This window comes from Helicobacter rodentium ATCC 700285, from assembly GCF_000687535.1.
Lineage (GTDB): Bacteria > Campylobacterota > Campylobacteria > Campylobacterales > Helicobacteraceae > Helicobacter_D > Helicobacter_D rodentium.
This window is the reverse complement of the sequence record NZ_JHWC01000011.1, coordinates 1-12,189: the sequence shown is the minus strand read 5'-3', so window position 1 is coordinate 12,189 and position 12,189 is coordinate 1. Positions and strand designations below refer to the sequence as shown.

The following is a 12,189-nucleotide window of genomic DNA, read 5'->3' as shown; positions in this document are numbered from 1 at the left end:
GTGCGTGAGGTCAAAAAGAGGAATTGAAGAATCCTATTTTGCCTTCATAAAAGTTGGGAAAAAATCTATTACTTCTACACCTTCTTGCAAAAGCTCCAAGTACATTTGCCTGAATTGTGGCAAAGTGGAAGCACCCATTAAAAAGGTAGAATCTCTTGCTACCAATTCAGGATAAACACTAAGTTTTAAAGGGAGAGAAACATAAATAAAGAGCATTTGATTTGTTTTGAGGGCATTACTAAGCCTAACAATATGTTCCACAGGGCTTCTTTTGCCCCCCCCCCCAACTTTTTGCTTGAAAGCAAAAAGGAGCAAAATAAGCTGTAATATGGTGGTCTATAAAATCTCCAGATTTGATTTTTTGTTCCTGTATCCTACAAATCTATCCCATAATTTCCACCTATAAAAGGGCTTAAGCTCCTGCCTAAAGGATTGTAAGAGTTGGAATTGATTTTTGAAAGTTACCAAACTTTTCTTTTTCTTGCAAGAGGGCGTGGATTTGTTTTTGTTGGAATTGTTGAATCGCCTTTATATCGTTTGTCTTCATCGCATTCTTTGTTTTTTTGTGGAATTTTATCCAAATTTTCAAAAAAAATTAAGAATTAAGGTGATTGCGTTCTAAAAACCTTTCTAAAATCACAAGAGCGGCTAGGGAATCCAAGCTCCCGTCTTTGCTATGTGCTTTTTTGCGAGATTTTTTATCCTCTAGCCTTTGCAATGCTTCAAAGGAGCTGAAGCTTTCGTCCCAAAAGACAATTTTAAGATGAGGTGGAAGAGTAAGTAGGCTAACAAAATGTTGAATCCTACGTTGCATTGTTAAAATAGAATCGTTGGAATCAAAAATGGAAGTAGAATCTTGTATAGGGATTCCAACAACTAACACATCGGCTTTAGATTTTACAATCAGATGATTTACTTCTTGTGCTGCTTGGTTGCGATTTTTGCGAAAAATTGGAGGCAGGGGTAAAGGGATATTTTGGATTGCTTTTGCTACTCCAATTCTCTTTAAGCCTATGTCTAAAGCTAAGATGATTTGCATTTGTTTTTCCTATTATTAACTGACAAATAAGGCAATTTCATCACCCAAGAAATAATCTTTTGCATATATTCTTTCCCCCCTCTTTTCTACCTTATGCTCCTCTAGCAAAATTTTGAGATTCTGTGTATTGGGGACTTTTTCTCTTTTAACGCCAACGCAGGAGCGGAATCCTAACAACAAATGCTCCAAGAGTTTTTCTTGCGTATTTAAAACCTCTTTTTCTTCATAGAATCCTGACAAAAATTTTTCAATATTTTTTGGCATTGTCGTGCGCACACCTTTTGCATAGCCTACTGCACCAGCCCCGATTCCCAAATATTCTTTGCCTTCCCAATAGCTAAGATTATGATAAGAGGGGTGAGTTTTGGTGTAATTGCTTACTTCGTATTGTGTAAAGCCTTGCTTTTGCAAAAAAGATTTTACAAAATGTCCTATGCTTAGGAATTCACCAAATTCCTCATCGGAATCCATTAAACCACCAAAGGATTCCTTGTTTGCCTTTTGATAAAATTTACTTCCCTTATCTAGGCTTAAGTGATAAGCTGAAATATGGTTAATAGGCAAAGAACAAGCAGTTTCTAATTCATACTCTAAAAGCTCTACATTGCATAAAGGCGTTCCGTAGATTAAATCAATATTGAGATTTGTTAAACCCGCCTTTAATGCTGTTTCCATAGCGTTATAAGTGGATTCCATTTTGTGGTTGCGTTCCAAAAAGATAAGTTTTTTGTCATTGAAGCTTTGCACGCCTAAGCTTAAGCGATTGACTCCAAAGCTTTGGAGTGTGTTGAGCCATTCTTGGCTTAAAGAGTTGGGATTGGCTTCAATGGTGATTTCGGCTTTTGGTTGTAAGAGGGGCAAAAATTCTTTAAATATTGGTTCATAAAGATGAGATTCTATTGTGCTTGGAGTCCCGCCACCAATATAAACAGAAGTGATTTTAATTTTTGTTGTTTCTTTTAGAGTTGCTAATTTATAGGATAGGTATTTTGCTAAAGTTTTCATATAGGTTGTTTTTAGATGATTCTTGCTCGTTTGAGAGTTGAAAGCGCAATATCCACATTTGCTATCACAAAAGGGAATGTGCAAATAAAGAGAAAATTCAAAAGACTTAATGTGTGATTCCTTATAAAAGTTGTTCTATTCTGTCTTTTTTTGGGGCAATTTCGGTGATTTGGATTCCAAAGTTTCCATCTACGATGACAACCTCGCCTTTAGCAATCACTTTGTCATCTACTAACACTTCTAGCGGGTCATTAGCAAGTTGATTTAATTCCACAACGCTTCCTATATCCATCGCAATGACATCTTTAAGAAGCATTTTTTTCTGTCCGATTCTCACTTTTACTTGTAGGCGCACATCTAAGAGCATTGCCATATTTTTCATTTCAGAATTATTTAGCTCTACTTTTGCGGGTCTTTCGCTGCTGTTTGCACCACCTGCGGTATCTGTTGGAGCAGGACTTGCTGCTGCATTTGGGTTGAAATGATTTTCAAATGCGCTAGAAAATGCAAAATATAAATAGTCTTGCACAGAACCAATATGGAAGCCAAAAGTATAGAATCCCCTAAATTGAGAAAGACCCAAATCACCATCAGCTAAGAAGTTGATATTGTTAAGGGTAAAACTAAGCTTTGGTAGCTCTTTTTGTCCTCCAAGCGATGTAGAGATTGCCCCAAAAATATTGGAAGCAATTTCTTTTGTGGCATCCAAATCGTCTGCACTCATAGAGTCTTGACTCTCTCCCTCGCCCCCTAACATCATATCCGCTAGAGCTGTGGCAACTTTGGGAGAGATAAAGAGAGCAAGTGTTGCACCATCATCTGTGCTAATATCAATCTTTGCCATTGGGGGTTTAATGGAATCATTTTTGCCATCTTGCGCCTCAATATGGCTTACTTCTGGTGCTTGTCCGAGCAAACCCTCAATGGTTGCGCTTGTTTCTTGGATAATGAGTTTTAAAAAATCATTTAGCATATTGACTCCTAATCTTCTTCAATTTCATTAGCCCTAGATTTGCGTTGTGTTTCAAGCATCTCTAGGATTTCTTTTACTTGATCTTTTTCTGTTTTAATCATTTCTTTCACTTCTATGGTTTTGCGGTAACGATGTAGCCCGATACTTGCCAAAAACTTCTCGCGTCCATCTACATTAATGATGACGGTGTCATCTGCCGGGCGGTCAAGACGCACAATATCGCCCACTTCTAAATCCAAGATTTCGTGCATATTGAGTTTTGTCTCACCAAGCATTGCTGCAACATTCACCTTTGCGCCCCCTAAAAGTGCTTGCAATTCTTTGTTGCGGGATTTTTTAGAGCTTGTTTCGCTTAGCATAATATCCCGACTTGCAAGACGCGAAAGCACGGATTCTAGGGAAATAACAGGATAACAGAGGTTCATCATACCACTACTATGTCCGATGATAATTTCCATAACCACCATAATAACGATTTCGTTTTGTGCAACAATTTGCACGACATTGGGGCTAGATTCTTTCACATCTACCGTTGGAAAAATCTCTGTAACAGGACCCCAAGCCTCTTTGAGATTCTGCATCATTTGACGCAAAATTGTGTCTAGCAAGTTTAATTCAATATCACTAAATTCACGCGTGGATTCATAGGGATCGCCTTTACCGCCCAAAAGCCTATCAATCATTGGAAATGCAATGCTTGGGTTAATCTCCAAAACCCCTGTGCCATCAAGTGGCTTCATAGAAAAAACATTGAAGCTTGTAGGGCTTGGCAAACTCATCAAAAATTCTCCATAAGTCATTTGATCCACGCTGTGAAGCTGAATCTCTACAATGGAACGCATAATCGCAGAGATTTGAGAGGATAAGGAACGCGCCATTTTATCGTGGATTCCACGAAAAGCCCTTAATTGCTCTTTGCTAACGCGGTTTGGACGCTTGAAGTCATAGAGTGTAATTTGATGTTGTTGGACGACATTTGTCGGCTTTTCTATTGTTTCTGGCTCTGTACCATCATCATCTACAACTTCTAATAACGCATCAATTTCTTCTTGACTTAGAATATCAGCCATTAAATCCCCCTTCCTCAAGGTATTGACGAATCTTGCGAATCACAGCCTTGTGTAATTGTGAAACTCTTGATTCTGTAATTTCCATCACTTCACTAATTTCTTTGAAGTTTAATTCCTCAAAATAATAAAGTTGAATCACGAGCTGTTCATTTTCTGTGGCTTGCTCTAAAATTTGCTCTATGATTCCAATTAATTCTTCTTTTTCTACTCGTTCTAATGTTTCTTCGCTTCCTAAACCTAATTGGTCATCTAAGGGCATTACTCCATAGATTTCTCCAGCAATTCTTGCTTCTTTGATTTTGTCTTCATCTTCTTCTAAAATCTTGCTCAAATAAGCGTTGTCTGGCTCCTCTTGATGTTCATTATAATAAACTGCAACTGCTTTGTCAATGCGTTTAATCAATGTGCGCGTTTGACGTGAAATGTTATCTAAACTGCGCAAGTAGTCTAGCATAGCCCCTTGCACACGCGGTTTTGCATAGCCCCAAAAAGAATCATTGATTTTATTGTCGTATTTACGCGCTAGTTTGATAAGCTCCTCTGTGCCAACAGATACCAAGTCAGAAAAATCCACACTCGCAGGCAATCGCTCTTTGAGGCGAAACGCCATAGCCTTGAGGGCAGGTAGATAGTCTAGTGCTAGAGAATCTTGGGATTGCTTTAATGCGGTTTGGTAGCCATTAGAAGTCATCAACATAGGTGGTCTTTTCTGTTTCGTGCTTTTTGTTTTTATGTGTTCGTGCTTCCTCCTCCTCGTCTTCACGCATTGTTTTTTCCATTGTGCGCAAGAATCCACGAATCTTGTTGGTAATCTTTTCGCGTTTATCAAACTCATCAATGTATTCTTCTAGCAAGTCGTTGTAAGCAGGTTTTTTAATCGTATGTTCTTGATCGCCTAAGAATCGCACAAACAATGAAACACTTACGAGGGTGATTAAGTAAAATCCAATCGTAGAAACGAGTGTGCCTACTACAATCATTTCGGGGTCATCAAATTTCAAAAAGGATAATAAGAGTCCGATAAAAAATCCATTTACAATCGCAAAACTTAAGAAATTATCCATTTTTAAAGACATTTTGTTTCCTTCTGTTTCCTAAAAATGACCTAGAATCTTTTTTAAGAATCTACCAAATCGTTTATCTTCTTGCACTAGCACATTTCGTTCCAATTTTTTCGCAAGGTTTCTTGCAATCTCCTCAATTTCTAAAGAGGGTGCAGCGTTTGGCTCCATTTTCACAAAGATTCCGCGATTCTTGCTGTAATAATTAATGAGGTTTGTTTTAGTTAGCTTTCCAATGAGTTCTAGCTTCACATTGCCGATATTTGTTTGGGCGATTTTTTGCACTTTTTGAAAAATCATTTGTGCTTCCTCGTTGTTTTTTGCCATATTAATGAGCATAAAAATGCGCTCTTTAAAGTTTGCCGCAAGTTTAATGGTTGCGTATGCGTCTGTGATTGCTGCAGGATCTGGAATCGTAATGACAATCGCCTCATCACTATTTTTCAAAAAGGTTTGTGTGTATTCCCCAATTCCTGCTCCTGTATCAATAATGACAAAGTCCAATCCGTCCAAAAATGCAGAATCCTCAATGAGTGTTTCAAACATAAATTCGCTTTTGTAGCGAAAAATATCCGTGCCTGAATCGCCCGGAATCAAATAGAGATTCCGCTCTATGGGGACAATAATATCCTTAAGCTTTGCTTGGTTTTTCAAGACATGCAAGAGGTTTTTTTCGCAACGCACTCCAAACATAATATCCAAATTTGCAAGTCCAATATCCGCATCAAAGATTCCAACTTTAAAGCCTAATTGCCAAAGCTTGTAGGCAAGATTCGCACTAAAAGTGGATTTTCCCACCCCACCTTTGCCGCTTGTAATCGTGATAAACTTTGTGCTAGAAGCTTTTGGGGATTCCACAAGAAGATCTAAGTTTGCCGCTTGGTTTTTCATCTTAGCCCTTAATTAAACCATCAAGCAAACAATCAATCAAGAAATCGCTGGTTGCAACATTCAAATCATTAGGCACTTCCTGCCCGATAGAGAAGTAACTCACCGGCTTTTTGGTGTCATAAATTAAAGAGAAAATATTTCCATAACTATGCGTTTCATCAAGTTTTGTAAAGAGTAAAGTATCAATCCCAAGCATAGAAAAAGTATGGTAAATGTCCTTTAAATCCTCATATTTTGTTGTCGCGCTCATTACAAGGCTGACATCAATCTTTGTATTTGGGTCGGCATTGACAAAGCTTTTTAGGGATTCTAACTTTGCTCTATCGTGCTGGGAGCTACCCACCGTATCAATCAAGATATAATCACAATATTTCAAGGAATCTAGCGCATTGACAAACTCCTCTGTATCCACCACCGTATCAATGCTTAGTTTCATTTTTTTTGCATAAAACATTAGCTGATCCACCGCACCGATTCTATAAGTATCTAATGTGATGATTCCCACTTTGTAGTTTTTATTCAGCAGCCTAGAATAACGCGCGGCAAGTTTTGCAAGAGTGGTTGTTTTTCCCACACCTGTGGGACCCACTAGCATCATAATATTTTTTGCATTGCTGCTTAGATTCTCTGCCCTTGCATACACCATTTTGCGCAAAACCTCTCTAAAATATCGCTTGATAAGCACAGAGTTTTCACGCATTTTAATCGGCATTAACTCTAAGGTGAGTTGCATAATTTTCTCCAAATGCTCCTTTGCCATACCACTTGCTTTGGTGATTCTGTAAATCTCTGCAAATTCGTGCGGGATAATCAAACCATCGCGTTTAGGTCCTCTCTCCTCCCAAAACATATTTTGAATCAATTTTAGCTTATCGTTTAGCCTATCAATTTCGCCGCGTATAATGCGCAAATCATTGGATTCTAATGTGGAATCTTTCTTTTTGTTTTCTGTTTGGGATTCTTTGTTTTCCTTTGATTTTTGCTCTTTTTCTTTTGGGGCTTCTTTGTTGGCAGGATTAGTGGAATCGGATTCTTTAGTGATTTGTGGATAGGGAGATTTTGGAGGAATCTTACTAGCAACACCCGCAATTTGTGAGATTTGACGCACCGCATCGGAGAGTTGCAAGGAAACATCTTCTGGAAGCGTGGGTGCATTTTGCGCAAGCCGTTTGCGCTCAATCTCTTTTTGTGCGATGAGTTCTAGGCGGTCTGCAATATTGTTGTTTTTTGTAACCAAAGCATCATTTCTTTGTTTTTCTTGTTCAGCTTTAGCTTGTGCTTCTTTCAAGTCTTCCTCACTGATGGCAACAGAAATTTCATAACTCCCATCATTTAATTTTTTTTGTGAGATGATTGAAAACTCATCGCCAAGTTCTTTCTTTGCTAGTGCTAGTGCTGCAGTTGAGCTTTCTCCTGCGTAAGTAAATAACTTCATACTCTCCTCTCTAATAATGGAATCCTAACGCTTAGTCTTTGAGACCACGCAATATGCGGAATTTGCAAATGTTTAAATTTGAGATATTGATTTTTAAAACCAATAATATCAATATCTAGTGTGCGCGGTGCATTTTTAAAGGGGCGTTTGCGATTCCGTCCAAAGCTTCGTTCTAAATATGCACACAAGCTCCAAAAATCCGCATAACCAAGCCTAGTTTTTATCCATAAAATCGCATTATAAAAATCTGCTTGTGCAGTATAACCAAAAGCCGGATTTTTTAAGATAGATGAAATAGAAATTATAGCATTTTTATTTTTTAACTTGTAAAAAAGCTTCCAAAATGTTACCAAACATTCTCCGCAATTTGCTCCAACTCCTAAAATGGCATAGTTTTTTAGTTTTTTATATGCTTTAAATGCACAATAAGGATTAGGGGAGCGCACAAAATAGAATCGTGGAATTTTATGCAATGCAAAAAATTGTGTTTTACACAAAGGAATCGCAGGAATAAAAGATGTCATATTAGAGCCTATTTTTATTTGTTGATAAGTTTTGATTCCAAAGTAATGGGAGCTTTTTTGGGCAATTTTTTTAGGACAATAGGATTTCCTTTTTGGTTTTATTGGCAAATCTGTATTGAAAGCAAAAGATTCCATTTTCAAATTCCAAGTATATGTGCGCCATTTTTATCTAATGCAACCAAATCTTCAATGCGCACACCATAAAAATCTGGAATGTAAATCCCCGGTTCAATGGAGAATACCATTCCCTCTTGTAGAATAGTTTGAGATTTTTGCGAAATGATTGGTAGCTCGTGAATATCAAGCCCGATTCCGTGTCCTGTGGAATGCACAAAGTATTTGCCATACCCTGCTTTATCAATCACATTACGCGCTAAAGAATCCACTTCAGAGGCTAACATTCCGGGCTTTGCACCCTTAATCGCTACTTCTTGCGCCTTTAAGACAATATCGTAAATTTTTTGCAGTTGCGCATTTTTAAATTTTTGTTCTTTTGAGAAATGGATTTCATTTTTTCTGAAATATCCTGTGCGCGTCATATCCGAGCAATAGCGTTTGTATTTTAACCCCGCGTCCAAAAGCAATAAGTCGCCTTTTTGCAATTTGTCATTAGAGGGTAAGGCGTGGGGCTTTGCTGCATTTTTGTTAATTCCAACAATGGGGTTAAAGCTCAAATCAAATGCACCTTTTTGGGTTAAATAGCCCTGTGCCTTGTAGTGCAAATACGATTCCTTGCAATGCAAGCCTTTTTGGCTCAAGAATTGTGCAAACTTGGCAAAAGCTTTAAAATTTAATTTTTGAGAGTGGTGAATTAAAGCAATTTCTGACTTATCTTTTATAATCCGTTTTTTTTGGTGGAAGTTTGGTTTGGGCAAAAAGTCTATCAAAAAATCTTTTGTGAGTTTTTCAAATGTCCAAACAGAAAACTCTAATGGATTGTAAATTACTTGCGTTTTGGGCGTTTGAAGCTTTTCGTATTTTTTTAGAATCTTACGCGCTGAACGCACCAAATCGCTAGAAATGAGAATTTCTACTGCAAATTTATCTTGTTTTATGTTTTCTTTGGCTTCGGTGGCATAGCGTCCATCGGTAATGAAATATCCTTCATCTCCAAAGGCTAAAAATAGCGCGTTATCACAACTATAACCCACTTCAAAATAAAGGGCATTTTCGTCTTTGATGATAAAATTTTCCATTTGCCCTCCTAAAAGATTTATTGTTGTGGCTGTGCGCTTTGATTGGTGGCTTGTTTGCGTGCTTCTTTTATTGCGTTTAGCTCTGTTAGAATTTGAACTAATCCCTGCAATGCAAGATGATAGCCCATTGGACCAAACCCTGCAATTACCCCTGCACAAACTGCTGCAGTTAAACTTTTGTGTCTGAAATCCTCTCTTGCGTGGATATTGCTAATATGCACTTCAATAGTTGGTAAATTCACTGCAGAAATTGCATCGCGGATTGCAACAGAAGTGTGTGAATACGCAGCGGGATTAATGATGATTCCATCGTATTGTCCCAAACATTCTTGAATTTTATCTACAATTTCGCCTTCAAAATTACTTTGGAAAAAATCTACTTCTAAGCCCATTTGTTCGGCGTGTTGTTTGATGTTTTGATGAATGGTTTCAAGCTTTGCTGCTCCATAGATGCGAGGGTCTCGGATTCCTAGCATATTAAGGTTTGGACCTTGGATTACCATTACTTTCATTGTTTGCTCCTTGTGTGCTTAAAAATTTTTAAATTATAGCAAAAAAGATTCTAAAATATAAATTTTTATACTTTATCTTTAGGCAAAAATTCTCAAATTTTTGTCAAGATTCCGCTATAATTGACAAAATATTTTAAGAAAATGGAACGCTTAAAGAGATGAAAATTGCACTCATTTGTGATTCTTTGTTGCTAGATAGAAGTTTGGAAATGTATTTAAAAGAATATTTAACCAGCTATAAGCTTTGTGATTTTGTTGTGGCAACACAGCCTGTGGAATCGCAAAAGCCGGTATTTTTAATCGGTGATTTTGAAGGTGCAAACCTTAAAATCCCCTTTACGCGAGAACTCTTATTGCAAGAGCTAGAAACTTTTGAGAGGCAAGTAAGGGGCAGAACAATGAAAGAATCAAGAAATGAAGATTCTGAAATTTATTCAGGGGAACAAGAAGAGAGATTTATCAAGGCAACAAATGTTTCAAGTGTTAGTTTTGATATTCCCAAAATAGTAGAATCTTCCCATTTTGAGGATGCGAGTTTCTCTAATGTCCCAACAAAAACTTCAAGCCAACTTACTCCTAGGGATTCTGTGTTGAGTGCTAAAATAGAAGAAGTTTTGCTCCGTTACGCTAGAGAAATTGAAGAGATAGTTTTAAAACATTATGGGGATAAAAAGATATGAATAAGCCTACGCTTAGAATATTGGGCGGAATCTACAAAGGGCGCAAATTGCAAATGGCTTCTTTAGAAACTACGCGTTCCTCCAAAGCGATTTTAAAAGAATCTTTTTTTGATACTTTAAGTCATAGTATTTTTGGGGTAAATTTTATAGAATTTTTTGCGGGAAGCGGTAGTGTAGGAATTGAAGCTATTAGTCGTGGAGCGCATTTTGCATTATTTTTTGAAAAAGACCAAGCCGCTTGCGATGTTTTAAGATTCAATTTACAAACCATTTGCAAGAATGGAGAAAATTATCGTGTCATTTTTGGCGATACCTTTCAGCACTATCCTTTTGCATTTAAAGATTTGCAATATCCTTGCATTGGCTATATTGACCCGCCTTTTCATTCGCGTGAAAATATGCAAGATATTTATGAAAAATGTTATCAAATGATAGCAAATTTGGATAAAAGCCTCTTTGAGTTGATTGTGTTAGAGCATATCTCATCACTTGCGATTCCTGCAAATATTGGTTCTTTTGGCTTGATAAAAAGTAGAAAATTTGGCAAAAGCTCCTTAAGCTATTTTGGATAAAGGGCGTAAAATGAGGATTAGAGATTTAGAAATATTTTTGGATTTATTGAAAAGTAAAAGCCCGACACAGACAGCCCAGAAATTTTCTATCACGCAACCTAATGTTTCAATGATTGTTAAACGTTTGGAGAGGCTTGTAGGAATCCAACTTTTTGAACGCATTGGCAAGAAGCTTGTACCTACTTCTAGAGCATTGTTATTAGGGGGAATGTGGCTTGAAGTGGTGCAAAGCTATTATGTAAGCCTTAAGGGCTTAGAGAGTATGGAGTCGCAAGAGATTATAGGAGAGCTAAATATCGTTGCAACGCATACAATCGGGGAATATTTTCTGCCTAGAATGATTTTTGAGTTTGCTAAGGCGCATACAAAAGCTAAAATAAAATTACAGATTTTTGATACAAAAGAGTGTTTTGAGTTAATCAAAAACGGAGAAGCAGATTTAGCCTTTGTTGAGGGTAAAATTTCTGCTGCATACGCAAAATCAGAAGGATTAATCAGTGAGATGGTATATACAGATTCTTTAGTGGTGGCAAGTAACGATTTTGTTTTAGCTTCACGCACTAGAAAGATTCAAGATTTATTGGATAAAACTTGGGTTTTGCGTGAATACGGATCAGAACAACGCAAGTTTTTTTTAAACGCTTTAGCAGAACAAGGGGTTGAGATTCCAATCTTTCTTGAGCTAAATTGCACAACTGCCATTAAAAATCTTATTATCTATGAAAATGCACTCTCTATATTTTCCAAAATTGCTATTCAAGAAGAGTTAGAAAATAAAATCCTCTTTCCCGTCCAAATCAAGGATTTTGCCTTGGATTATCATTTCTATTCCCTTAAACGTAAAAGCCAACCCCACAATGAGATGATAGCAAAATTTGAAGAATATGTATCCCCCCTTTAACCTCCCCTTAAGCTTTCTTAGATATAATTCCACTTCCTTTTTTGCAAATTTTTAACTTTCTCTTTCTTAAACGGGTTAAAAAGCTTGTAACTTGAAGTTTTAAAGTTTAAAAGATTTAAAAGCCTAATATAGGGTTTTAGGATTTTAAAAGTTTAATTGATAGAGTTTAAAAGTTTTTAGTCTTTAGTTTATAAAGCGTCAGTCTTAATGGATTTGTAAAAATGTTCTTTAACTTTAAATGATACAATCAGAAGTTAAAATGATCTTTGACAACTAAGCAGGAAATCATTAAGAACAACAAATATCTTAATGGATTTTCTAATTTCTTTA

At 36.9% G+C, this 12,189-nt stretch carries 16 protein-coding genes; 3 read left to right on the top strand and 13 right to left on the bottom strand.

Going from position 1 to position 12,189, the window contains the following annotated elements:
* Positions 1 to 33 precede the first annotated feature (33 nt).
* From BS85_RS0108465 to aroQ, 13 genes are all read right to left on the bottom strand, one after another.
* Positions 34 to 261: an alginate O-acetyltransferase AlgX-related protein gene (locus BS85_RS0108465; RefSeq protein WP_156938114.1), complete on the bottom strand. Its 228-nt coding sequence runs from the start codon at positions 259 to 261 to the stop codon at positions 34 to 36.
* 163 nt (positions 262 to 424) lie between these two features.
* The gene (locus BS85_RS12105) at positions 425 to 547 is read right to left on the bottom strand and encodes a hypothetical protein (RefSeq protein ID WP_281173582.1); all 123 of its coding nucleotides are present in this window, start codon (positions 545 to 547) and stop codon (positions 425 to 427) included.
* A gap of 48 nt (positions 548 to 595) precedes the next feature.
* A complete protein-coding gene (gene ruvX / locus BS85_RS0108455; RefSeq protein ID WP_026944403.1) occupies positions 596 to 1,039 on the bottom strand; it encodes a Holliday junction resolvase RuvX in 444 nt (147 codons plus the stop codon).
* A gap of 15 nt (positions 1,040 to 1,054) precedes the next feature.
* Positions 1,055 to 2,128, bottom strand: coding sequence for a radical SAM family heme chaperone HemW (hemW, locus tag BS85_RS0108450; protein ID WP_245596323.1), 1,074 nt, complete (start codon positions 2,126 to 2,128; stop codon positions 1,055 to 1,057).
* Between the two features lie 37 nt (positions 2,129 to 2,165).
* The gene (fliY, locus tag BS85_RS0108445) at positions 2,166 to 3,017 is read right to left on the bottom strand and encodes a flagellar motor switch protein FliY (RefSeq protein ID WP_026944401.1); all 852 of its coding nucleotides are present in this window, start codon (positions 3,015 to 3,017) and stop codon (positions 2,166 to 2,168) included.
* Between the two features lie 8 nt (positions 3,018 to 3,025).
* A complete protein-coding gene (fliM, locus tag BS85_RS0108440) occupies positions 3,026 to 4,087 on the bottom strand; it encodes a flagellar motor switch protein FliM (RefSeq protein WP_026944400.1) in 1,062 nt (353 codons plus the stop codon).
* Positions 4,080 to 4,784: an RNA polymerase sigma factor FliA gene (locus BS85_RS0108435; protein WP_026944399.1), complete on the bottom strand. Its 705-nt coding sequence runs from the start codon at positions 4,782 to 4,784 to the stop codon at positions 4,080 to 4,082. Before BS85_RS0108435 ends, fliM begins: the two co-directional genes overlap by 8 nt.
* Positions 4,768 to 5,163 (bottom strand): hypothetical protein, encoded by a 396-nt coding sequence (locus BS85_RS0108430; protein ID WP_026944398.1) that lies wholly within the window; start codon positions 5,161 to 5,163, stop codon positions 4,768 to 4,770. The genes BS85_RS0108435 and BS85_RS0108430 overlap by 17 nt, the downstream gene beginning before the upstream one ends.
* Positions 5,164 to 5,181: 18 nt before the next feature.
* The gene (locus BS85_RS0108425; RefSeq protein ID WP_026944397.1) at positions 5,182 to 6,039 is read right to left on the bottom strand and encodes a P-loop NTPase; all 858 of its coding nucleotides are present in this window, start codon (positions 6,037 to 6,039) and stop codon (positions 5,182 to 5,184) included.
* Position 6,040: 1 nt separating this feature from the next.
* Complete coding sequence (flhF, locus tag BS85_RS0108420; RefSeq protein WP_026944396.1) at positions 6,041 to 7,474, bottom strand: flagellar biosynthesis GTPase FlhF; 1,434 nt, start codon at positions 7,472 to 7,474, stop codon at positions 6,041 to 6,043.
* Positions 7,471 to 7,998, bottom strand: coding sequence for a 2-amino-4-hydroxy-6-hydroxymethyldihydropteridine diphosphokinase (gene folK / locus BS85_RS0108415; protein WP_084310266.1), 528 nt, complete (start codon positions 7,996 to 7,998; stop codon positions 7,471 to 7,473). The genes flhF and folK overlap by 4 nt, the downstream gene beginning before the upstream one ends.
* Before the next feature lie 137 nt (positions 7,999 to 8,135).
* Entirely contained in the window at positions 8,136 to 9,194 is a 1,059-nt protein-coding gene (locus BS85_RS0108410; RefSeq protein WP_026944394.1) for a M24 family metallopeptidase, read from the bottom strand.
* Between the two features lie 17 nt (positions 9,195 to 9,211).
* Entirely contained in the window at positions 9,212 to 9,706 is a 495-nt protein-coding gene (aroQ, locus tag BS85_RS0108405) for a type II 3-dehydroquinate dehydratase (protein WP_026944393.1), read from the bottom strand.
* 158 nt (positions 9,707 to 9,864) lie between these two features.
* Between aroQ and BS85_RS0108400 the strand changes: the two genes are divergently transcribed.
* Genes BS85_RS0108400 through BS85_RS0108390 form a run of 3 tightly spaced genes read left to right on the top strand, consistent with a single transcriptional unit; the run spans position 9,865 to position 11,859 of the window.
* Positions 9,865 to 10,386: a hypothetical protein gene (locus BS85_RS0108400; RefSeq protein WP_026944392.1), complete on the top strand. Its 522-nt coding sequence runs from the start codon at positions 9,865 to 9,867 to the stop codon at positions 10,384 to 10,386.
* Positions 10,383 to 10,958 carry a 16S rRNA (guanine(966)-N(2))-methyltransferase RsmD gene (rsmD, locus tag BS85_RS0108395; protein ID WP_026944391.1) on the top strand — a complete coding sequence of 192 codons (576 nt, stop codon included), beginning with the start codon at positions 10,383 to 10,385 and terminating at the stop codon, positions 10,956 to 10,958. The genes BS85_RS0108400 and rsmD overlap by 4 nt, the downstream gene beginning before the upstream one ends.
* Positions 10,959 to 10,968: 10 nt before the next feature.
* Complete coding sequence (locus tag BS85_RS0108390; protein ID WP_026944390.1) at positions 10,969 to 11,859, top strand: LysR family transcriptional regulator; 891 nt, start codon at positions 10,969 to 10,971, stop codon at positions 11,857 to 11,859.
* The last annotated feature ends 330 nt before the right edge of the window (positions 11,860 to 12,189 follow it).

What these genes read in the sequence shown, in the direction of transcription:
- flhF (WP_026944396.1), bottom strand. Translation starts at nt 7,474, where the DNA reads ATGAAGTTATTTACTTACGCAGGAGAAAGCTCAACTGCAGCACTAGCA.
- BS85_RS0108410 (WP_026944394.1), bottom strand. Translation starts at nt 9,194, where the DNA reads ATGGAAAATTTTATCATCAAAGACGAAAATGCCCTTTATTTTGAAGTG.
- folK (WP_084310266.1), bottom strand. Translation starts at nt 7,998, where the DNA reads ATGACATCTTTTATTCCTGCGATTCCTTTGTGTAAAACACAATTTTTT.
- BS85_RS0108435 (WP_026944399.1), bottom strand. Translation starts at nt 4,784, where the DNA reads ATGTTGATGACTTCTAATGGCTACCAAACCGCATTAAAGCAATCCCAA.
- fliM (WP_026944400.1), bottom strand. Translation starts at nt 4,087, where the DNA reads ATGGCTGATATTCTAAGTCAAGAAGAAATTGATGCGTTATTAGAAGTT.
- rsmD (WP_026944391.1), top strand. Translation starts at nt 10,383, where the DNA reads ATGAATAAGCCTACGCTTAGAATATTGGGCGGAATCTACAAAGGGCGC.
- BS85_RS0108425 (WP_026944397.1), bottom strand. Translation starts at nt 6,039, where the DNA reads ATGAAAAACCAAGCGGCAAACTTAGATCTTCTTGTGGAATCCCCAAAA.
- BS85_RS0108400 (WP_026944392.1), top strand. Translation starts at nt 9,865, where the DNA reads ATGAAAATTGCACTCATTTGTGATTCTTTGTTGCTAGATAGAAGTTTG.
- fliY (WP_026944401.1), bottom strand. Translation starts at nt 3,017, where the DNA reads ATGCTAAATGATTTTTTAAAACTCATTATCCAAGAAACAAGCGCAACC.
- ruvX (WP_026944403.1), bottom strand. Translation starts at nt 1,039, where the DNA reads ATGCAAATCATCTTAGCTTTAGACATAGGCTTAAAGAGAATTGGAGTA.
- BS85_RS12105 (WP_281173582.1), bottom strand. Translation starts at nt 547, where the DNA reads ATGAAGACAAACGATATAAAGGCGATTCAACAATTCCAACAAAAACAA.
- BS85_RS0108390 (WP_026944390.1), top strand. Translation starts at nt 10,969, where the DNA reads ATGAGGATTAGAGATTTAGAAATATTTTTGGATTTATTGAAAAGTAAA.
- aroQ (WP_026944393.1), bottom strand. Translation starts at nt 9,706, where the DNA reads ATGAAAGTAATGGTAATCCAAGGTCCAAACCTTAATATGCTAGGAATC.
- BS85_RS0108430 (WP_026944398.1), bottom strand. Translation starts at nt 5,163, where the DNA reads ATGTCTTTAAAAATGGATAATTTCTTAAGTTTTGCGATTGTAAATGGA.